We start from the raw sequence: 21509 nt of genomic DNA on the forward strand, positions 1-21509 counted from the left end.
TAAAGCCAGCTCTCTGGACAGTGGCTGGCATCACAAAAAATAATATCAATGCGCCAGTAAGTGTGATGCGCCACTAATTTGCTAGTAAGTAATTTCTTACAACTATCCAAGGGCTTATCTGAAACGCAAAACATCGATAACAACTTGTCCTAAGTGCGAGACAAATAGTCGGCTCTAGCGTTCCGGTAATAATTTGAAAGATGTCGACGAATGTTAGGTGTTTCACACTTTGGGCGGTTGCTCACCTCGGGTCATGGGGCTAGGATGCCCGACCTATAAGGATCTTGCGCAATTTGTTGCACAAACAACTGCGCAAAAAGTTGCGCACTGCGATGTTTTCTCTAAGCCATAGCGGCGATATGAGATTTCGCGGAAGTTGCCCACTTTAATAGTCGAGTCATGGAATGACGTACTCCAGCAAGCTCACCGCTCATTATCTCAATCTGGCCAAATCCCCTATTAATGAAGGGAACTTCGCCGGTGAAGACGTGCGTTATTCCAGCGAATACGAAATGCTGGAAACCGAGCTGGGCAAGGCCTCGTCGCTGCATGAAACCGGCGCTATCGACTGGCAGAAGGTACGCGAGGGCAGCGAGAACCTGCTGACCACCCAGTCCAAGGATTTGCGGGCCGCCACCTGGCTGACCTGGGGCCTTTTCCAGCGCGAATCCTTCGCCGGCCTGCAGGCCGGTCTGAACCTGCTGCACTACCTTTGCGAGCACCATTGGCACGAGTTGCACCCGCGCAAGGCGCGTACCCGCACTGCCGCCATCAACTGGCTGTTGCCGCGCCTGGAGCAGGCGCTGGCCGAACACGTGCCGATCAGCGAACAGCTGCCGCTGTTTCGCCGCCTGGCCGAACACCTGCACGGTCTGGAAGCCGCCCTGTCGAGCCACCTCGGCGAGGACTCGCCGCTGCTGCTGCCGCTGTGCCGCCGCCTCGACGAGCAGATCAAGCGCGCCAGCCAGGGCCAGGCCGAGCCGGGCACAGTCGGCGCTGCCATCGCCCAGGTCAAGCAAGTCGCTACCCAGATCATCACCGGCAGCGGCCCCATCGAAAGCGAGAAGGATGCGCACAAGGCCCTGCGCAGCCAGCAGGATGCCGCTCGCCCGCTGTGCGCCTGGTGGCTGAAGAACAAGGCCACCGACCTCAAGCCGCTGCGCCTGGCGCGCACCCTGCTGTGGCTGCCCATCGAGTCGCTGCCCGAGCGTAACGCCGAACAGATCACCGCCCTGCGCGGCCTGCCAGCCGACAAGCTGGCGTCCTACAAGGAGCGCTTCGCCCAGGGCGCCTATGCCGATTTGCTCGCTGACCTCGAAGCCAGCATCGCCCGTGCGCCGTTCTGGCTCGACGGCCAGCGCTTGGTCTGGGAATGCCTGCAGGAGCTCAAGGCCGAACAGGCCATGCGCGAGGTGGAAATCCAGTTCGCCCTGTTCCTGCAGCGTGTTCCCGGTCTGGACGAGCTGCGTTTTCACGACGGCGTGCCCTTCGCCGACGCCGAAACCCGTGCCTGGATCGGCGCCCACGTGCTGCCGCACCTGCAGGCGCCGGAAGTGGAGAAGAAGCCAGTTGCCAGCGAGCAGGGTGCCACACCGCCCTGGGAGGAAGCCCTGCAGCAGGTGCTACCCGGGCTGCGCAAGGACGGCCTGAAAGCCGCCGTGCAACAGCTCAAGCAAGGCATGTCGCGTGCCCGTGGCGGCCGCGAGCGTTTCTTCTGGCAACTGACCCTGGCCCGCCTGTGCTTCGCCGCGAAGAAGTACGACCTGGCCAAGACCCAACTCGAATCGCTCGACCAGACGCTGCAAGCCTCCGGTCTCGGCGAGTGGGAACCCGATCTCGCCCTGGATGTGCTGCGTTTGCTGCACAACTGCTGCGAGCTCCTGCCGCAGAACCATGCAGTGCGCGACAGCAAGGACGAGATCTATCGCAGGTTGTGCCACCTCGACCTCGAGGTGGTGCTGGAGTAAGGCGCCAACACGCCCAATCAAGGCCTCCGGGCCATCAACGCAAAGGAGAACACCCATGGCCAAAGAAGGCTCGGTAGCCCCCAAGGAACGCATTAACGTCACTTTCAAACCCGCTACCGGCGGCGCCCAGGAAGAGATCGAACTGCCACTGAAACTGATGGTTCTGGGTGATTTCACCCAGCGCGCCGACGATCGCAAGATCGAAGACCGCAAGCCGATCAGCATCGACAAGAACAGCTTCGACGAAGTATTGGCCAAGCAGGAACTCAACCTGACTTTCGCCGTGCCTAACCGTCTGCAGGACGAGCCGACCGACGACGAAATGGCCGTGCAGCTGAACATCAACTCGATGAAGGACTTCAACCCGGCCAACCTGGTCGAGCAAGTGCCTGAACTGAAAAAGCTGATGGAACTGCGCGACGCCCTGGTCGCCCTGAAAGGCCCACTGGGTAATGCCCCGGCCTTCCGCAAAGCGATCGAAAGCGTATTGGCTGACGACGACTCGCGTGACCGCGTACTCGGTGAACTCGGCCTGGCTGCCCAAGGCAAGCTGGACTCCTGATTCAATTAACAAGGAAGCTAATTCATGAGCACTAGTGCAGCAGTAGAGAGCGGTCGCAGCGCCGCCGACCTCGGCATCCTCGACCGCATCATTGCCGAGACCAAACTGACTCCGGGCGACGAAGCCTATGACATCGCCAAGCGCGGTGTATCGGCCTTTATCGAAGAGTTGCTGAAGCCGCAAAACGAAAATGAGCCAGTAAAAAAGGCCATGGTCGACCGCATGATCGCGGAGATCGACGCCAAGCTCAGCCGGCAGATGGACGAAATCCTCCACAACGCCGAGTTCCAGGCGCTGGAATCCTCCTGGCGCGGCCTCAAGCTGCTGGTGGATCGCACCAACTTCCGCGAAAACATCAAGCTGGAGATCATCAACGCCTCCAAGCAGGATCTGCTGGATGACTTCGAAGACAGCCCGGAAATCATGCAGTCCGGCCTGTACAAGCACATCTACACCGCTGAATATGGCCAGTTCGGTGGCCAGCCAGTTGGCGCCCTGATCGCCAACTACTTCTTCGACCCGAGCGCGCCTGACGTCAAAACGATGCAGTACGTCGCCAGCGTCGCCTGCATGTCGCATGCACCGTTTATCGCAGCGGCAGGTCCGAAGTTCTTCGGCCTGGAAAGCTTCACCGGCCTGCCAGACCTGAAAGATTTGAAAGATCACTTCGAAGGCCCGCAATTCGCCAAATGGCAGAGTTTCCGCGAGCAGGAAGATGCCCGCTACGTCGGCCTGACCGTACCGCGCTTCCTGCTGCGCAACCCGTACGACCCGGAAGACAACCCGGTGAAGACCTTCGTCTACAAAGAAAACGTCGCCAACAGCCACGAGCATTACCTGTGGGGCAACACCGCCTACACCTTCGCCTCCAAGCTGACCGACAGCTTCGCCAAGTTTCGCTGGTGCCCGAACATCATCGGCCCGCAGAGCGGTGGCGCGGTAGAAGACCTGCCGCTGCACCACTTCGAAAGCATGGGCGAGATCGAAACCAAGATCCCGACCGAAGTACTGGTCTCCGACCGTCGTGAATACGAGCTGGCCGAAGAAGGCTTTATCGCCCTGACCATGCGCAAAGGCAGCGACAACGCCGCGTTCTTCTCCGCCAACTCGACGCAGAAGCCGAAATTCTTCGGCATCAGCGAAGAAGGCAAGACCGCCGAACTGAACTACAAACTCGGCACCCAGCTGCCGTACATGTTCATCATCAACCGCCTGGCCCACTACCTGAAAGTGCTGCAGCGCGAGCAGATCGGCGCATGGAAAGAGCGCACCGACCTCGAACTGGAACTCAACAAGTGGATCCGCCAGTTCGTCGCCGACCAGGAAAACCCGAGCTCCGAAGTGCGTAGCCGTCGTCCGCTGCGCGCCGCCCAAGTGATCGTCAGCGATGTCGATGGTGAGCCGGGCTGGTACCGCGTCAGCCTCAACGTGCGCCCGCACTTCAAGTACATGGGTGCCGATTTCACCCTGTCGCTGGTCGGCAAGCTGGACAAGGAATAAGCATCCATGGCCGGGTACGGAAGCCTGTTCGAACGCCTCGGCGGTGAAGCCAGCCAGCGTGCTGGCTGGAGCCGCGAGGTCTCCGCCATGGCGTCGGTGGCTACCCACCTGGCGAAAATGCTCAGCACCCGGGCGGGCAGCGTGCAAACGTTGCCCGACTACGGGTTGCCCGATTTGAACGATATGCGCCTGTCGCTGCACGATTCGCTGCAGCAGGCACGTATCGCCATCGAACGCTTTATCGAAGTGTACGAACCGCGTTTAAGCGAAGTGCGGGTGATTTCCCTGCCGCGTACCCATGACCCTTTGCGTCAGGCCTTCGCCATCGACGCGATGCTGGAAATGGACGGCATCAGGCGTCAGGTCAGTTTCTCCGCGAGCCTGGATGGCAGCGGTCAGGTCAACGTCAACCCAGGAGCGTCACATGTCCGGTAAACCCGCCGCCCGCCTGAGCGATCCCACTGCCTGCCCGATTCCCGGCCACGGCACCAACCCGATCGCCGCCGGCTCACCCGACGTGCTGTTCGACAGCCTGCCCGCTGCGCGCATGGGCGATGCCTCCGCCTGCGGCGGCACTATGTCCGGCGCGGTGATTCCTACCGTGCTGATCAACGGCAAGCCGGCGGCGGTGGTGGGTAGCGTGGGCAGTCATGGCAATACCGTGGTGGCTGGCTCCGGCACCGTGTTGATTGGCGGTTGAGTCGCTCGTGATGAATCGTCATCTGCGTTCTCGGGTTCGATGGAGCTATCTGCTGGCAGTGCTTGCGCTGCAGGGGTGCGTGTTGGCCCCGCATGCGGCGCCGATCAACCCGGCTATCGATGGGCGTCTAGTTTCCGCAGAGAACGGTCAGCCGGTGCGTGGTGCGGCGCTCATTCTTGAGGTCGCCAGCGACACCTCGCACAGCTATCAGGTGCGCAGCGACAGTCAGGGTCGATTCGCCTTTGGCGCCCACGAGGATTGGCGGCTCTTCGCTGTGCTGGCAGATGCGCCGCTGTGCATCGTTGTCATGACGGTCGAAGCGCAAGGGTTCCAGCCACGGCATTGCGTCTGGACGTCCCGTAATGGTTGCCCGACCCAGAGCCCGCCGATAGGCGACCTGGAATTGATCCCCGCGCAGTGGAATGACCACCGCGCCGACGCTTTGCTGGCCAACGCCGGCGATTGTGTCGACCCAGCCACATGGACGAGCCGCTGAGATGTCTTTCAACCACTACTACCAAAGCGAACTCACTGCCCTGCGCCAACTGGGCAAGCGTTTCGCCGAGCGCAGCCCGGCGTTGGCGCCGTTCCTCGGCCAGGCGGGGCGCGACCCGGACGTCGAGCGTCTGCTCGAAGGCTTTGCCTTCCTCACCGGGCGCCTGCGGCAGAAGCTCGACGACGAGCTGCCGGAGCTGACTCACTCGCTGATGCATCTGCTGTGGCCGAACTACATGCGCCCGCTGCCGGCCTTCAGCATGCTGCAGTTCGACCCGTTAACCCGCCCCGGTCCGGCGCTGCCGGTTGGTCGTGGCACGCCGGTAGAAGCCAAGGCCATCGAGGGCGTCACCTGCCGCTTTCGCACCTGCTTCCCCACCGAAGTGCTGCCGCTGGCGTTGAACGGCCTGGATTACTCGGTCAAGGGTGACGGCGCGCTGCTCAGCCTGCGTCTGGGCATGAGCGCCGACGGTCATATCGGCGAGATCGGCCTGAACAAGCTGCGTCTGCACCTGGCCGGCGAGCGTTATATCGGTCAGATGCTCTACCTGGCGCTGCTGCGCAATCTCGGCGGCATCCAGCTGGTGCTGCTCGATGCTGCTGGCAAACCGATGCAGGATGCCTTCGGCCAGACCCTCGGCACGCTGCAGCTCAAGCCTGAGAAGGTGCAGCCGGTGGGCTTCGCCGAAGACGAGGCGTTGATCCCCTACCCGCTGAATACCTTCCGCGGCTACCGCTATCTGCAGGAATACTTCGCCTTCCAGGAGAAGTTCCTCTTCGTCGACCTGCTCGGCCTGGAGGCCATTCAAAGCTTGCCCGAGGATCTGCTCAAGCAGGCGCGCGGCCTGGAGCTGCGTTTCGATATCCACAAGGCGGGCGTGCAGCGTATCCGTCCGACCCTGGAAAACGTGCGCCTGTACTGCACGCCGGTGGTCAACCTGTTCCAGCATGACGCCATCCCGATCCGCCTCGATGGCAAGCAGGATCAGTACCTGCTGCTGCCGGCCGAGTTCGATTCGCAGCATTGCGGTGTGTTTTCGGTGGACCGCGTCACCGGCTGGAAGCCGGGCGGCATGGGCTACGAGGAGTACGTGCCGTTCGAGTCGTTCGAACATGACCCCAGCTTCGACGTGCCGGTGGCGCGCCCGCACTACAGCGTGCGCCAGCAACCCTCGATGCTCGGCGACGGCCTGGAAACCTGGCTCAGCTTCGGCCTGCGCAACCTCGACCAGCACGAGACACTGTCCATCGAGCTGACCTGCACCAACCAGAACCTGCCGCGTCAACTGCGCCTGGGCGATATCTGCCTGCCCAGCGAGGACACCCCGGACTTCCTCAGCTTCCGCAATATCAGCGCCGTTACACCCAGTTATGCGCCGCCGCTGCACCGCGACTTCCTGTGGAAGCTGATTTCCAACATGTCGCTGAACTACCTGTCGCTGGCCAACGTCGAGGCGCTCAAGGTGATCCTCGAAACCTACGACCTGCCGCGTTACTACGACCAGCACGCCGAGCGCGTCAGCAAGCGCCTGCTCGGGGGCCTCAAGAACATTGGCCATCGCCACGTCGACCGCCTGCACCGCGGCCTGCCGGTGCGCGGCGTACGCACTGAACTGACCATGAACCCGGAAGGGTATCTGGGTGAGGGCGACCTGTTCCTCTTCGCCTCGGTACTCAATGAATTTTTCGCCCTCTACGCCAGCCTCAACAGCTACCACGAGCTGCACGTACAGAGCACACAGGGAGAGTTGTACAAATGGACGCCACGTATGGGGCAGCAGCCCCTGCTCTAACTCGATTGAGCAAAGGCATCCGCGAGTACAGCCTGTTCCAGGCCGTACAGCTGGTGCTGGAGCGCTTGGGTGCTGCGCATCCGCATCTGGATGAGGAGCGCCTTTACGAATACCTGGAGTTCCAGGCCAATCCGAGCCTGGGTTTCCCCGGCAGCGATATCGATCGCGTGCAGTTCTTCGAGGAGCACGGCGAGCTGCGCGCGCGCATGCGCGTCAACTTGGTCGGCCTGTTCGGCGGCGGTTCACCATTACCGGCCTTCTACAGCGAGCAGGCTCTGGGCGACAGCGAGGACGGCAACCCGACCCGCGACTTCCTCGACCTGTTCAACAATCGTCTGCAGCGCCTGTTGCTGCCGATCTGGCAGAAGTACCGCTACCGCGCCAGCTTCCAGAGCGGGGCGATGGACGCCTTCTCTGCGCACCTGTTCGCCCTGATCGGCCTGGGCAGCGAGCAGATCCGCCAGGCCCAGGAGCTGAACTGGAAGCGCCTGCTGCCCTACCTCGGCCTGCTCAGCCTGCGCGCCCATTCGGCGGCGCTGATCGAGTCGGTGCTGCGTTACTACTTCAAGCACGCCGAACTGTTCATCGAGCAGTGCCTGGAGCGCCAGGTGGTGGTGCTGGAAGAGCAGCGCAACCGCCTCGGCCGTGCCAACAGTCTGCTCGGCGAAGACACCGTGCTCGGCGAGCGCGTACGCGACCGCGGTGGCAAGTTCCGCATCCACGTGCGCCAGCTGGGCTGGACGCGCTTTCACGAGTTCCTGCCGATCGGCACGGGTTACCAACCGCTCTGTGCGCTGGTGCGCTTCACCCTGCGCGATCCGCTGGACTACGACATCCGCCTGGAGCTGCGTCAGGACGAAATCCGCGACCTGCGCATCGGCGAAGGCAACCCCTGCCTGCTGGGCTGGACCACCTGGCTCGGCCGTGAGAACGCCGACGGTCTGGTCACCCTCGGTAGCAAGATTCATTAAGGACAGATGAAATGATCAACGTCGACCTGCAACAACTGGTTCAAGCCCTGGACGCCGCGAGCAAGCGCGACCTGGAGATGGCCGCCGAACGCTGCGTGGTACGCGGCGGCAACAAGATCCTCGTCGAAGACCTGCTGCTGGGCCTGCTCGAGCGCCCGGAAAGCATGCTGGCGCGTGCCCTGCAGGATGCCGAGATCGATGCCGGCGAGCTGGCCCAGGCGCTGCAGCCGCGCGGCGAGCACAGCGAGTCGCGCAACCCGGTGTTTTCTGCCGAACTGGTGCAGTGGCTGCAGGACGCCCTGCTGGTGGCCAACCTGGAGCTGGGCGCCAGTCAGATCGACCAGGCCGCGCTGATCCTCGCCCTGCTGCGCAACCCCATGCGCTATGCCGGCAGCCGTTATCAGACGCTGCTGAGCAAGCTCAATGCCGAGCGTCTGCGCGACTTCGCCCTCAGCCAGCAGCCGCAGGCCGCAGGTGGCAAGCCGGCAGCCGGTGGTGAATCCAACCTGGCGCGCTTTACCCACAACTTCACCCAGCAGGCCCGCGACGGCAAGCTCGACCCGGTGCTGTGCCGTGACGGCGCGATCCGCCAGATGGTCGATATCCTCGCTCGACGACGCAAGAACAATCCCATCGTCGTCGGCGAGGCTGGCGTGGGCAAGACTGCCATCGTCGAGGGGCTGGCCCTGCGCATCGCCACTGGCGAGGTGCCGCAGGTGCTCAAGGGCGTCGAGCTGCTGTGCCTGGACCTCGGCCTGCTGCAGGCCGGTGCCAGCGTCAAGGGCGAGTTCGAGCGCCGCCTGCAGGGCGTGATCGACGAGGTCAAGGCCTCGCCCAAGCCGATCATCCTGTTCATCGACGAAGCCCACACCCTGATCGGCGCCGGTGGCCAGGCCGGCAGTGGCGACGCCGCCAACCTGCTCAAGCCGGCCCTGGCCCGCGGCGAGCTGCGCACCATCGCCGCCACCACCTGGAGCGAGTACAAGAAGTACTTCGAGAAGGACCCGGCCCTGGCCCGCCGCTTCCAGCCGGTGCAGCTGCACGAGCCCACCGTCGACGAAGCCGTGACCATCCTGCGCGGCCTGGCGCCGGTGTACGAGAAGAGCCACGGCATCTACCTGCGCGACGACGCCGTGGTTGCCGCTGCCGAGCTGTCGGCGCGCTACCTCGCTGGTCGCCAGCTACCGGACAAGGCCGTGGATGTGCTCGACACCGCCTGCGCCCGTGTGCGCATCAGCCTGGCTGCTGCGCCCGAGGCGCTGGAGCGTCTGCGCGGCGAGATTGCCGAGGGCGAGCGCCAGGGTGAGGCCATGCGCCGTGACCTGGACGCCGGCCTGGCTATCGACGGCGAAGCGCTAGATACCCTGGAAAACCGTCTGGTCGCCGCCCGCGCCGAGCTGGAGCAGGTGGAAACCCGCTGGGCCGTGCAGCGCGAGCTGGCCGAACGGCTGCTGGAACAGCGCAAGCAATGCGCCGCCGCGCGTCTGGGTAACGATGAAGAGGCCAGCGACGAACCACGCCCGAGCCTGGAAGAACTGGAAGCCGAACTGCGCGCCATCCAGGCCGAGCTGGCTGCCGCCCAGGCCAGCGAGCGTCTGGTCAGCTTCGAGGTCTGCCCGCGCCTGGTGGCCGAGGTGATCAGCCACTGGACCGGCGTGCCGCTGAGCCAACTGGCCCGTGAGCACAACACCAAGGTCATCACCTTCGCCGACGACCTGCGCCAGCGCGTGCGTGGTCAGGAGCAGGCGATCCAGGCGCTGGACAAGGCCATGCGCGCCACCGCCGCCGGCCTCAACAAGCCCGATGCACCAGTGGGCGTGCTCCTCCTGGTCGGCCCCAGCGGCGTCGGCAAGACCGAGACAGCCCTGGCCCTGGCCGACCTGCTGTACGGCGGTGAGCGCTTCCTCACTGTGATCAACATGTCCGAGTTCCAGGAAAAACACACCGTCTCGCGTTTGATCGGCGCGCCGCCCGGCTACGTCGGTTACGGCGAAGGCGGCATGCTCACCGAGGCGGTAAGGCAGAAACCCTACTCGGTGATCCTCCTCGACGAAGTCGAAAAAGCCGACCCGGACGTGATGAACGTTTTCTACCAGATCTTCGACAAGGGCGTGGCCAACGACGGCGAAGGGCGCGAGATCAACTTCCGCAACACCCTGATCCTGATGACCAGCAACCTGGCCAGTGAACGCATTGCCGGCCTTTGCGCCGGCGGCGAGCGCCCGGCCGCCGAGGACCTGGAGCTGGCCATCCGCCCGCAGCTGAGCCAGCACTTCAAGCCGGCCCTGCTCGGCCGTATGCGCGTGGTGCCTTACTACCCGATGGACAGCGACCTGCTGCGCCAGCTGGTCGGCCTCAAGCTGGCCCGTTTCGGCGAGCGCCTGGCCCGTCGTCAGCTCGCCTTCAGTCACTGCGACGGCCTGGTCGAGCACCTGGCCGAGCGCTGCACCCATGGCGACAGCGGCGCGCGCCTGATCGATCACCTGATCGACCAGCACCTGCAGCCGCTGGTGGTCGACCGCCTGCTCGATGCCATGGCCGCTGGCGAAAGCCTGCAACGTGTGCACGCCACGCTGGATGGCGATGCGGCCGTGATCTGCGAGTTCGCCTGAGGTGCCGCCGATGTTCGCCGAAGTTCCGCAACCGCTTCGCTACGCCGAAGCCCTGCTTGGCCGCTATGCCGAACTGGCCGGCGCTGCCAGCAGTGACCGCCTGCTCGCCAACCTGGTGCGTGCCACGGCCGAACTTGCCGACTGTGCGCTGGGCCAGCTGTATCTGCTGGACCATACCAACACCCGCCTGACCCTCTCGGCCGAGTGGCTCGACGGCCTGCTGCAACCGCGTGAGTCAGCCAGCCTGCCCAGTGACTATGACGGCGAACAGCTGCTGCAGTACTGCCTGTGCCAGAACCAGGTGCTGTGTATCGACGAACTCGACAGCGGTCTGCACAACATCGCCTGTCTGCCGGAAGGCAGCCGTGCCTGGCGCAGCTTGCTGTGCCTGCCGCTGCATGACGGCGTTGGCCGTACTCGTGGTCTGCTGTTGGTGGCCAGCCATGAGCGGCGAATCCTGCAGGGCTTTGCCGCCTCTTTCGCCCAGCTTGGCAGTTTCGCCTTGGCTCAGCTGCAGCTGTTGCAGCGTCTACGTGCACCAGCTGTCGACGGTGCCGCCAGTGCTGCAAGCGTCTCGTCTGTTCCAGGCACGCCCTGTGCCAGCGGCTACGGCCTGCTCGGCCAGAGCCCGGCCATGCGCCGCGTCTACCAACTGATCGGCAAGGTGCTGCACAGCCCGGTCAGCGTGCTGCTCACCGGCGAGACCGGCACCGGCAAGGAACTGGTCGCTCGCGCCATCCACGATTGCGGCGCGCGGCGTAGCAAGGCGTTCATCGTGCAGAACTGCGCCGCGCTGCCGGAAAACCTGCTGGAGAGCGAGCTGTTCGGCTACCGCAAGGGCGCCTTTACCGGCGCCGACCGTGACAAGCCGGGCCTGTTCGATGCGGCCGATGGCGGCACCCTGTTTCTCGACGAGATCGGCGACATGCCGCTGACCCTGCAAGCCAAGCTGCTGCGCGTGCTGCAGGAGGGCGAAGTGCGCCCCCTGGGCAGCAGCGAGACGCACAAGGTCGACGTGCGCATCGTCGCCGCCACCCACCAGGAGCTGCGCAAACGTGTCGAGGAAGGCCGCTTCCGCGAAGACCTGTTCTATCGCCTATCGCATTTCCCCATCGAGTTGCCGGCGCTGCGCGAGCGTGACGAAGACATCCTGTTGCTCGCGCGTCACTTCGCCAGCACTGCCAGCGGCCTGCTGCAGCGTGACGCCTGCCGCTGGAGCGATGCCGCTCTGGAGCATCTGGCCGGCTACGCCTTCCCCGGCAACGTGCGTGAGCTCAAGGGTGTGGTCGAGCGCGCCGTGCTGCTCTGCGAAGGCGGCGAGTTGCTGCCCGAGCACTTCAATCTGGAGCAGACCCAGAGCGAAGGCAGCGAACCGCTGAGCCTGCGCGAGCGCATGGATCGGCTTGAGCGCAACCTGCTGCTCGACTGCCTGCGCAAGAACCGCGGCAACCAGACCAACGCCGCCAACGAGCTGGGTCTGCCCCGGCGCACCCTGCTGTACCGCATGCAACGGCTGAAGATCAGCCCGAGCGAGGTCTGAGCATGCCTGCCCATCTTTCATTCACTTTCACCCAAGGAGCGCATTCCATGCTGCATCGCTATCGGACCGCCGCCCTGCTCGCCCTGGCCATTGCCCTGGCCGGCTGCACAGGCAACTACAAGTTCAGCGACGACCAATACCGCCCGCTGGGCGACCCGCAAGCCGAGAAACGCGGCCACTGACCGCAAGGAGTAGGTTCACCATGGAACTGGTATTCGATGTGGTCAGCGCGCAGCAGTTCGTGCCAGGTCTGTTGACCACCAAGACATTCAAGCAGGCCGGCGGCGTGATCGGTCGAGCCGACGAGTGCGACTGGGTGATCCCGGATCGCAAGCGCATCCTGTCCAGTCGGCATGCAGAAGTGAGCTATCGCGATGGCGCGTTCTACCTGACCGACACCAGCAGCAACGGTATCCAGCTCAAGGACAGTGGCGCCAGCCTGGCCAAGGGCAGTCCGCAGCGCATCGAGCATGGCAGCGTGTACTGCCTGGGCGACTTCGAGATCCGTGCGCGCCTGGTGCGTGACCCGGCCATGTTCGAGGGTGATATCGGTCTGCCGCAGGCCGCTGGGAGCATCATCCCCGATGACGCCTTCCTCGACCTCGACCCGATCACCGCCCTGGAACAGCAAGAGCGCGTCTACGCCGAAGTGGACGATCTGACTGCCGTACTGCGCCCGAGCATGGCCCAGGCGCAGCAGCGCGATTACGCGCAGATCGACGAGGAAAACCTGCTGGTGCCCGAGTTGGTGATGCCGGCGCCCGCGCCGCAGCCGAAAGTCGCCCCGGAGCCCGAGCGCCTGCCGCCGACTTTCTGGGAGAAGTTCGCCGATGCCCTCGGCGTGCGCCTCGACGACCTCGACGAGGATGCCCGCGAAGCGCTGGCGCTGAATGCCGCCAAGCTGCTCAAGCAGAGCGTCGGCAGCCTGCAGCAGGCCCTGCGTACCCGCAGCGAGCTGAAGAACGAACTGCGCCTGGCCCTGACCACGGTGCAGAGCGCTGGCAACAACCCGCTCAAGCATGGCCTGGATACCAGCGAGACGCTGACCGCGTTGCTGCGTGGCGGCAAGCCTGGCCAACTGCCGGCCGAGCAGGCCATCAATCGCAGCTTCCGCGACCTGCAGGCGCACCAGGTGGCGCTGCTCGCCGCCAGCCGCGCAGCGGTCAAGGGCATGTTCGAACAGTTCACGCCCGAGCAACTGACCCTGCGTTTCGAGCGCAATGGGCGCAAACCGCTGTTGGCCACCGATGGCGGCCGCTGGCGTGCCTATCGTCGCCTGCATGCGGCGCTGGCGCAGAACGATGACTGGAGCGATCGCCTGTTCGCCCGTGATTTTGCCAGTGCCTACGAAGAGCAGGTTCGCCTGATCGCCACCCTCAATACCGACCTTCAAGGATGAACACCATGCCTCGCTTGCTTTCCCTGGCCCTATGCGCCGCACTCCTGACTCTCGCTGGCTGCGCCGCGCTGTCGCCTTACTCGACCATGACCAAGCTGGACCTGAGCCTGGCCGGCAGCGACCAGCTCAACCCGGACCTCAACGGTCGTCCTTCGCCTATCGTGATCCGCCTGATGGAGCTCAAGCACCCGGTGGCTTTCGAGAATGCCGATTTCTTCTCCCTCTACCAGCGTCCGAAAGAAGCGCTGGCGCCGGACCTGGTGACCCAGGAAGAACTGGAGCTGCGCCCGGGCGAAACCCGTGAACTGAAAGTATCGGTGCAGGAGGGCAGCCGCTATGTCGGCGTGCTCGCCGCCTATCGCGACCTGCCGGAAGCCAGCTGGCGCTACGTCATTGCCATTGACGAGCAGCAACGCAACGCGGCCAACCTGCGGCTCGACGAGCGCGGCATTCGCAACCTGGATGACGAGCAGGAGCGCAACCGATGAGCCAGCATAAAGTCGTCTGGCAGGAAGGCATGCTGCTGCGACCACAGCATTTCCAGCAGAACGATCGCTACTTCGATCACCAGCTCAAGGTGCGTACGCAGAAACTGGACAGCTACGCCTGGGGCTTCTTCGAACTGGAGATCGACCGCCAGTTTCTCAACATGGGCAAGCTGGTGGTGAGCAAGGCCAGTGGCGTGCTGCCTGACGGCAGTCTGTTCGACCTCGGTGCCGAGCGCGAGCCGCTGGGCCTGGACGTACCGCCGAACACCGGCAACACCCCCGTCTACCTGGCGTTGCCGCTGGTCACCGGTAATCACATCGAGAGCCGTCGCCCGGACCAGCGCGACGTGCTGGCGCGCTACGTCGCCTTCGACGAGGAAGTGGCCGACTGCAACGCCGGTGACAGCAGCGTCAGCCAGGTCAGCACTGGTCGCCCGGATTTCCGCCTGCTGCTCGGCGAGCAGCAGAGCGACCAGGGCTACGTGAAGATGAAGCTGTGCGAAGTGCTCGACACCACGCCGGACGGGGTGATCAGCCTCGATCCGGAATTCAGCCCGACCTACGTCAACTTCCAGGCCTCCGGCTACCTGCTGAGCTGCCTCAAGGAAGTGATCAGCATGCTCGCCCACCGCGGCGACATCCTCGCCGAGCGCATCCGCGCCACCGGCAAGGTGGGCGGCGCCGAGGTTGGTGACTTCATGATGCTGCAGCTGATCAACCGCTACGAACCGATCCTGCGCCACCACCTGGGCGTCGAGCAGGTACACCCGGAGCAGATCTACCGCGAACTGGTCGGCCTGCTCGGCGAGTTGGCGACCTTCTCCAGCGAGACCAAACGTCCGCGCCTGGAAGGCCGCTATCTGCACAGCGACCAGGGCATGAGTTTCCGCAAGCTGATGGACGCCATCCGGCAGGTGTTGTCGATGGTGCTCGAGCAGCACGCCATCGAGATGCTTCTGCAGCAGCGTCAGTACGGCATCCAGGTGTCGCCGCTGCACGACCACAAGCTGCTCGGCACCTCCAGCTTCGTACTCGCCGCCAGCGCCCAGTGCGACTCCGAGGAGCTGCGTCAGCGCCTGCCCGCGCACCTCAAGGTCGGCCCGGTGGAGCGCATCCGCCAACTGGTCAACCTGCACCTTCCGGGGATCAAGGTCAAACCGCTGCCAGTGGCACCGCGGCAGATCCCATTCCATTCGGGCAACACCTACTTCGCCTTGGAGCTCAGCTCCGAGGAACTGGCGCAGCTGGAACGCTCCGGCGGCTTCGCCTTCCACGTGTCCGGCGAGTTCACCGGGCTTGAGCTGAAATTCTGGGCGATCAGGAACTGACCATGACAACCAAGGAAATGGAATACGGCCAGGATGACAAGACGGTCATCCTCAACCGCAAGGGCGAAGCGCGCGCCGAAAGCCCGCTGACCGATTTCAGCGCGCCACCGAAGTTCGAGCAGCTTGAGGAACGCATGATCTTCGCCGCGCGCCTGCGCCCGGCGGAGAGCTTCAACATCAGCCTCAACCCGCTGGTGGCGGCAGCCTCCACGCTGCTCTCGGAAGTGGTGCGGCTCAAACACAGCTTCGAAAGCGAGGACATGGATGCGCTCAACCAGCGCCTGACCCGCGAGATCAAGCTGTTCGAGCACCGTGCTCTGCACGATGGCGCCGAGAGCAGCCAGGTAATGGCCGCACGCTACGTGCTGTGCACCGTGGTCGACGAAGCGGTGGTGACCACGCCTTGGGGCAACGAGAGCCAGTGGTCGCAGATGAGCCTGCTGTCCTCGTTCCACAACGAGACCTTCGGTGGCGAGAAGTTCTTCCAGCTGCTCGAGCGCCTGTCGCGCAACCCGGTCAAGCACCTGCCGATGCTGGAACTGATGTACCTGTGCCTGTCGCTCGGTTTCGAGGGCAAGTACCGCGTGCTGCAGCGCGGCATGCTCGAACTGGAAGCGGTGCGCGACAGCCTCTACCGACAGATCCGCCAGTTGCGCGGCGATGTGCCGCGTGAAGTCTCGCCGCACTGGCAGGGCCTCAAGGACACCCGCCGACGCCTGGTGCGCATCGTGCCGTGGTGGCTGGTGGCGCTGTTCACCCTGATGTGCCTGGTGATGATGTATGGCGGCTTCGCCTGGGTATTGGGCGAGCAGCGCGACACCGTGCTCAAGCCGTATCAGCAACTCGACCCGGCCTCGGGTGTCAGCATGGATGACGTGAAATGAAGAGCTTCTTCGCCAAACTTGGCGCCTTTTTCCGCAAGACCTGGGTCTGGAGCCTGCTGCTGGTTCTGATTCTCGCCCTGCTGGTGTGGTTCGTCGGCCCGCTGCTGGCCGTCAGTGACTACAAGTTCTGGGAGTCGGCCACCAGCCGTCTGTTGACCATCAGTCTGATCTTCCTGCTCTGGGGCCTGGCCATGGTCTTCGCCAGCTGGCGCGCCACCGCGCGCAAGAAGGCCGAGGAAAGTGACGCCGACGCCCAGGAGCGCCTGCGTCGCGAGGAGCAGATCAGCGAAGAGCAGAACGAGCTGCGCCACCGCTTCAAGGACGCCCTGCGCACCCTCAAGCGCTCCAGCCTGTACCGCGGGCGCAGCGAGAAGTGGCGCAACGACCTGCCCTGGTACCTGCTGCTCGGCCCGCAGGGCAGTGGCAAGACCAGCCTGCTGGATTTCTCCGGCCTGGACTTCCCGCTCAACCGTGGCGAAAGCCAGCGCCTGACCAAGGACGTGTCCGGCACCCGCTACGCGGACTGGTACTTCGCCGACCATGCGGTGCTGATCGATACCGCCGGGCGCTACCTGACCCAGCCTGACGCGCAGGTCGACGGCCGCGCCTGGGGCACCTTGTTGGGTCTGCTACGCCAGCGCCGTGCGCGCCCGCTCAATGGTGTGCTGGTGAGCATTCCGGTCGAGCAGCTGCAGGGCGGTAGCGAAGTGGAGCTGGAAACCCTGGCCCGTCAGACCCGCCAGCGCCTGCATGAGATCCACCAGCGCCTGGGCGCCGATGTGCCGGTCTATCTGGTGCTGAGCAAGGCCGACAAGGTACTGGGCTTCGACGAGTTCTTCGACCAGCTGTCACGCGAAGAAAGCGAGCAGGTGCTCGGCGCCAGCTTCCGCAAGGAGCAGAACGCCAGCGATGTGGGCGTCGTACGCCAGGAGTTCGAAGAACTGCTGCGCCGCCTCAACAGCCAGGTGATCCTGCGCATGCACCAGGAGCGCGACACCCAGCGCCGTGGCCGCATCCTCGACTTCCCGCACCAGCTCGGCCAGATCGGCGAGCGCCTGTGCCTGTTCATCGAACTGGCCTTCGCCGGCAACCGCTACCAGCGGGCCAGCAAGTTGCGCGGCTTTTACCTGACCAGTGCACCGCAGTTGAACGAACAACTCGACCCGCTGACGGCTGGTATCGGTCGCAACCTCGGCCTGGCCGACAGCGCGCTGCCGACCTTCCGCAGCGGTCGCGCACGGTTTATCAATCATCTGCTCAGCCGGGTGATCTTCCCCGAGGCCGAATTGGCCGGCCTGGATCAGAAGGAGGTGCGTCGCATCGACTGGGGCCAGCGTGCCATGTACGCCACCGCCTTCGCCGTGCTGGCGCTGTTCGGTGTGCTCTGGGCCAGCGGCTTCTCGGCCAACCACGGCCGTTTGGAAGAGCTACGCGAGATCGCCCAGAAGCTTACCCGCGAGCATGGTTCGATCAATGCGCAGGACGATGCCCTGCAAACCCTCAAGGCGCTGGACAGCAGCTACGCCGCGACCCTGGTGTTCCCACCCAAGGGCGAGGTGTCCTACCTGGAGCGTACCGGCTTGTTCCAGGGCGAGGCGGTCAATCCTCCGGTGTATTCGACCTATCGCGCCGAGTTGGAAAACCTGCTGCTGCCGCGCGTGGCCCGTCAGCTGGAAGCACAGATCCGTGCCAACCTCAGCGACCGCGAGCGTCTGCTCGGTAGCCTGCGTGCCTACCTGATGCTCAACCTGGAAGAACGTCGCGATGCCGACTTCCTCAAGGAATGGGTCGCCGCCGACTGGTCGCTGCGCTACGCCGGCAACAGCCCAGCGCAGCATGGTCTCAATACCCATTTCGCGCGTCTGCTCGACGAGCCGTTCGCGCCCTATGCCCTCAACGCCCAGCTGGTTGCCCAGGCGCGCCAGGTGCTGCGCAGCGAGTCGCTGGCCAACGTGGTCTACCGCATGCTGCGGGAACAGGCGCGCAATCTGCCGGAATACCGTCTGAGCCAGAAACTCGGCCCGCAGGGTGGGCTGATCAGTGGCAGCGACTACGCCATTCCCGGCTTCTACACCCAGAACGGCTACAGCAAGACCTTCACCGCTCAGGGCGGCAATCTGGTGCGCGAGATCCTGCGTGACAACTGGGTGCTGGGCGAAGGCGAAACCCTCAGCGCAGGTGACCTGGGTCGCCTGATGGTGGAGCTGGAGCAACTGTACTTCCGCGATTACGGCAACTATTGGGGCGAGGCCATCGCTCAGCTTGGCCTGGAACCGATCGGCAGTGCCGGTCGCGGTGCTGCCCTGCTCAACGGCCTGACCGCTGCCAACTCGCCGCTGCTGCAGTTGCTGGTGGAAGTGCGTGACAACACCCGCTTCAAGGGGCTGGCTGAGGCCGCCGACGATGCCGGCGCCGCCGCCGAAGCGCTGGAAGGCGCCAAGGGCAAGCTGGGCAAAGCCGCCAAGCTGGCCAGTGCCGCCGCTGAACAGGCGCAGCAGGCGCTGGCCAAGAACACCCCGGATACGGCGCGCAAGACGCTGGAACGCCGCTTCGAGAGCTTGCACAAGCTACTCGACGATAACGGCGGTGCCGGCGTCGACCTGGCGGCCAGCCTGCAGGCTCTGGACGAGCTGCAACGCCAGCTGGCCAGCCTGGCCAATGCCGGCGCCAGCGACCAGGCTGCATTCGAGATGGCCAAGGCACGCATGGGCGGCAAGCGTGATGCGATCAACCAGGTACGCACTGCCGCCGCGCGCCTGCCACAGCCCATTGGCAACTGGCTGGCGCTGTTGGCCGAGGACAGCTGGACGCTGGTACTCAATGACGCCTACCACTTCCTCAACCAGCGCTATCAGAGCGAGCTATACGCCGCCTACGACAACTCGCTGAAGCAGCGTTACCCCTTCACCGCGCACAGCGAAAGCGACGTGGCGGTGGCGGATTTCCGCGAGTTCTTCAAGGCCCAGGGCATCGCCGAGCGCTTCTTCGACCAGTACCTGCGCCCCTTCGTCAGTGGCAGCGCCGACGAATACCGCCTGCGCCGCGTCGATGGTCGTGGCCTGCCGCTATCGCGCGAGTTCCTCCTGCAGATGAGTCGCGCCCAGGTGATCCGCCGCAGCTTCTTCGCCGAGAACCCGGCTGAGCCGCAGGTGCTGTTCAAGCTCGAGCCCTACTCGCTGGACTCCAGCCTGAGTCGCGCCGACTTCCGCTTCGGCAAGCAGCAGCTGGAATACCGCCACGGCCCGATCGTTGCCACGTCTTTCCGCTGGCCAGCGGCGAGCGAGGAAGATCGCACCAGCCTGGTGGTCGAAGAGCTTGGTGGTCGTCGCGTCGGCATCGAGAAGAACACTGGCCCCTGGTCGCTGTTCCGTCTGCTCGACCTGATGGACGTGGACTACCACAGCGGTCGTGACGTGCTGATCCTCAAGGCCAACCTCGGTGGTCTGCACGCCAACTACCTGCTGCACAGTCAGCGCTCGCCGAACCCGTTCGACATCGGCCTGCTGCGCAGCTTCAAGCTGCCGGCGACGCTCTGATGACTGCAGTCGCCAGCGCCTGGCGCAGCGCCGCACGCACCGACACCGGCAAGGTGCGCGCACGCAACGAGGACGCCTTCCTGGCCCTGCCCGAGCAGGGCCTGTGGGTGGTGGCCGACGGTATGGGCGGGCATCAGAACGGTGCCCTGGCCAGCCGTCTGATCGTTGAGCATCTGGCCGAGCTGCCGGAAGGTAGCCTCGCCCAGCGGCTGGTGGAGTTGCGCCAGGCGCTGCACCGGCTCAACCATCGGCTCGGCCAGGAGCTGACCGTTACCGCCGACCGCCCGGACACGGTGATCGGCAGCACCGTAGTCGCCCTGTTGCTCGAGGAGGACCGCGCTGCCTGCGTCTGGGCCGGTGATAGCCGCTGCTACCTGTGGCGCGGCGCGCGGCTGTATCAGCTCAGTCGCGACCATTCACTGGTGCAGCAACTGATCGACGAACAGGGCCTGACGCCGCAGGAAGCCGCGCGCCACCCGGCGGCGCATGCCCTGACCCGCGCCATCGGCGCCAGCGAAACCCTGCAACTGGACATCCTCGAACTCGACGTGCTGCCCGGCGATGTCTTCCTGCTGTGCAGCGACGGCCTCTACCAGGGCGTTTCCGCCGACGAGCTGGGCGCCTGCCTCAACCTGCCTTCGCCGCACCTGGCCGTGGAGCGCCTGTTCCAGCGCGTGCTCGACGGCCCGGCCCGTGACAACCTCAGTGCCGTGGTGATCCGCCAATGATCGAAGCCGCCGAAGCCAGCGACCTCACCTACTTCGCCCTGGCCGCCACCGCGGCCAAGGAACCTGTGCGCGAAATGCCGCGCCAGGCGCCGGGCGAGCTGCCCGATGTGCTTGGTGGGCGCTACAAGATCGAGCGCCTGCTCGGCGTTGGGGGCATGGGGGCGGTATATCGCGCGCGTGATCTGCTGCGCGAACAGTTCGGCGACCCCGAGCCCTATGTCGCGCTGAAGACTCTCAGCGACGACTTCGCCGAGTACCCGGACGCCAACGCCCTGCTCTACAGCGAGTTCGCCCTCACCTCGCGGCTCAACCACCGGCATGTGGTGCGCCTGTTCGGCTTCGAAGTGGACACTGCCTGCGAGCGCGCCTTCATCACCCTGGAGCTGATGCGCGGCCTGACCCTCGATCAGCTGCTGTGCGAACGCCCGGAGGGGCTGCCCTGGGAGGAACTTCGCGATATCGCCATCCCCCTGCTCGACGCCCTCGCCTATTCCCACGAACTGGGTGTGCTGCACGGTGACCTGAAGCCCAGCAATGTGATGTTGGCCGACGACGGCCTGCGCCTGTTCGATTATGGTCTGGGCCAGCCTATGGAGGGCTTGCTGCCTGGTCTGCCACGCCTGTGTCGCAACCGTATTGCCGCCTGGACACCGCGCTACGCCGCGCTGGAGCTGCTCGAAGGCGCCGCGCTGTCGGCTGCTGCCGACGTTTATGCGGTGGCTTGTGTGCTGGTGGAGCTGGCCAGTGGGCAACACCCGTTCCGTCGCCTCAGTGCCAAGCAGGCCAGGAGCATGGAGCTGGACAGGCAACTGCAACGCCCGGCGCAGGTGCCGCTGCACTGCTGGCAGGCCCTGCGTATCGCGCTGGCCTTTGAGGAAAGCCAGCGGCAGATCGGCTGCAGCGAGCTGCTCGACGCGTTTCGCCGGCCACCGGCTTCGCGTCTGCAGCGCTGGCTGGGCAAGAAGGCATAACAGGCTGTTGAAAAGGACTCAATCGAAAGGATACG

Annotated in this window: 18 protein-coding genes; all 18 read left to right on the forward strand. The window is 64.6% G+C overall.

Annotated elements, in window-relative coordinates; all coding sequences use genetic code 11:
* Positions 1–404 precede the first annotated feature (404 nt).
* Genes tssA through BLS08_RS01405 form a run of 18 tightly spaced genes read left to right on the forward strand, consistent with a single transcriptional unit; the run spans position 405 to position 21474 of the window.
* On the forward strand, positions 405–1967 hold the full coding sequence (gene tssA, locus BLS08_RS01320; protein ID WP_017676346.1) for a type VI secretion system protein TssA: 1563 nt from the start codon (positions 405–407) through the stop codon (positions 1965–1967).
* Positions 1968–2022: 55 nt separating this feature from the next.
* Entirely contained in the window at positions 2023–2529 is a 507-nt protein-coding gene (gene tssB / locus BLS08_RS01325) for a type VI secretion system contractile sheath small subunit (RefSeq protein ID WP_090335926.1), read from the forward strand.
* A gap of 24 nt (positions 2530–2553) precedes the next feature.
* Complete coding sequence (gene tssC, locus BLS08_RS01330; protein ID WP_090335928.1) at positions 2554–4029, forward strand: type VI secretion system contractile sheath large subunit; 1476 nt, start codon at positions 2554–2556, stop codon at positions 4027–4029.
* 6 nt (positions 4030–4035) lie between these two features.
* The gene (gene tssE / locus BLS08_RS01335; RefSeq protein WP_090335930.1) at positions 4036–4464 is read left to right on the forward strand and encodes a type VI secretion system baseplate subunit TssE; all 429 of its coding nucleotides are present in this window, start codon (positions 4036–4038) and stop codon (positions 4462–4464) included.
* The gene (locus tag BLS08_RS01340; protein WP_017676350.1) at positions 4454–4729 is read left to right on the forward strand and encodes a PAAR domain-containing protein; all 276 of its coding nucleotides are present in this window, start codon (positions 4454–4456) and stop codon (positions 4727–4729) included. The genes tssE and BLS08_RS01340 overlap by 11 nt, the downstream gene beginning before the upstream one ends.
* A gap of 10 nt (positions 4730–4739) precedes the next feature.
* Positions 4740–5225, forward strand: coding sequence for a carboxypeptidase-like regulatory domain-containing protein (locus BLS08_RS01345; protein WP_186351327.1), 486 nt, complete (start codon positions 4740–4742; stop codon positions 5223–5225).
* 1 nt (position 5226) lies between these two features.
* Entirely contained in the window at positions 5227–7017 is a 1791-nt protein-coding gene (tssF, locus tag BLS08_RS01350) for a type VI secretion system baseplate subunit TssF (RefSeq protein WP_017676352.1), read from the forward strand.
* Positions 6981–7988 carry a type VI secretion system baseplate subunit TssG gene (gene tssG, locus BLS08_RS01355; RefSeq protein WP_026088511.1) on the forward strand — a complete coding sequence of 336 codons (1008 nt, stop codon included), beginning with the start codon at positions 6981–6983 and terminating at the stop codon, positions 7986–7988. Before tssF ends, tssG begins: the two co-directional genes overlap by 37 nt.
* A gap of 11 nt (positions 7989–7999) precedes the next feature.
* Positions 8000–10600 carry a type VI secretion system ATPase TssH gene (gene tssH, locus BLS08_RS01360; RefSeq protein ID WP_017676354.1) on the forward strand — a complete coding sequence of 867 codons (2601 nt, stop codon included), beginning with the start codon at positions 8000–8002 and terminating at the stop codon, positions 10598–10600.
* A 10-nt stretch (positions 10601–10610) separates the two neighbouring features.
* Positions 10611–12140 (forward strand): sigma-54-dependent Fis family transcriptional regulator, encoded by a 1530-nt coding sequence (locus tag BLS08_RS01365; protein ID WP_017676355.1) that lies wholly within the window; start codon positions 10611–10613, stop codon positions 12138–12140.
* Positions 12141–12187: 47 nt separating this feature from the next.
* Complete coding sequence (locus BLS08_RS01370) at positions 12188–12322, forward strand: hypothetical protein (protein ID WP_017676356.1); 135 nt, start codon at positions 12188–12190, stop codon at positions 12320–12322.
* A 20-nt stretch (positions 12323–12342) separates the two neighbouring features.
* Positions 12343–13539 (forward strand): type VI secretion system-associated FHA domain protein TagH, encoded by a 1197-nt coding sequence (gene tagH, locus BLS08_RS01375; protein WP_017676357.1) that lies wholly within the window; start codon positions 12343–12345, stop codon positions 13537–13539.
* Between the two features lie 5 nt (positions 13540–13544).
* Positions 13545–14027, forward strand: coding sequence for a type VI secretion system lipoprotein TssJ (gene tssJ, locus BLS08_RS01380; RefSeq protein WP_017676358.1), 483 nt, complete (start codon positions 13545–13547; stop codon positions 14025–14027).
* Positions 14024–15355 carry a type VI secretion system baseplate subunit TssK gene (gene tssK, locus BLS08_RS01385; RefSeq protein WP_017676359.1) on the forward strand — a complete coding sequence of 444 codons (1332 nt, stop codon included), beginning with the start codon at positions 14024–14026 and terminating at the stop codon, positions 15353–15355. Before tssJ ends, tssK begins: the two co-directional genes overlap by 4 nt.
* Before the next feature lie 2 nt (positions 15356–15357).
* Positions 15358–16239 carry a type IVB secretion system protein IcmH/DotU gene (icmH, locus tag BLS08_RS01390; protein ID WP_017676360.1) on the forward strand — a complete coding sequence of 294 codons (882 nt, stop codon included), beginning with the start codon at positions 15358–15360 and terminating at the stop codon, positions 16237–16239.
* Complete coding sequence (gene tssM, locus BLS08_RS01395; protein WP_017676361.1) at positions 16236–19775, forward strand: type VI secretion system membrane subunit TssM; 3540 nt, start codon at positions 16236–16238, stop codon at positions 19773–19775. Before icmH ends, tssM begins: the two co-directional genes overlap by 4 nt.
* Positions 19775–20503: a PP2C family protein-serine/threonine phosphatase gene (locus BLS08_RS01400; RefSeq protein ID WP_017676362.1), complete on the forward strand. Its 729-nt coding sequence runs from the start codon at positions 19775–19777 to the stop codon at positions 20501–20503. The genes tssM and BLS08_RS01400 overlap by 1 nt, the downstream gene beginning before the upstream one ends.
* On the forward strand, positions 20500–21474 hold the full coding sequence (locus BLS08_RS01405) for a serine/threonine-protein kinase (protein ID WP_017676363.1): 975 nt from the start codon (positions 20500–20502) through the stop codon (positions 21472–21474). The genes BLS08_RS01400 and BLS08_RS01405 overlap by 4 nt, the downstream gene beginning before the upstream one ends.
* The last annotated feature ends 35 nt before the right edge of the window (positions 21475–21509 follow it).

Origin of the sequence: Ectopseudomonas chengduensis (assembly GCF_900102635.1) — a bacterium.
Classification (GTDB): Bacteria; Pseudomonadota; Gammaproteobacteria; order Pseudomonadales; family Pseudomonadaceae; genus Aquipseudomonas; species Aquipseudomonas chengduensis.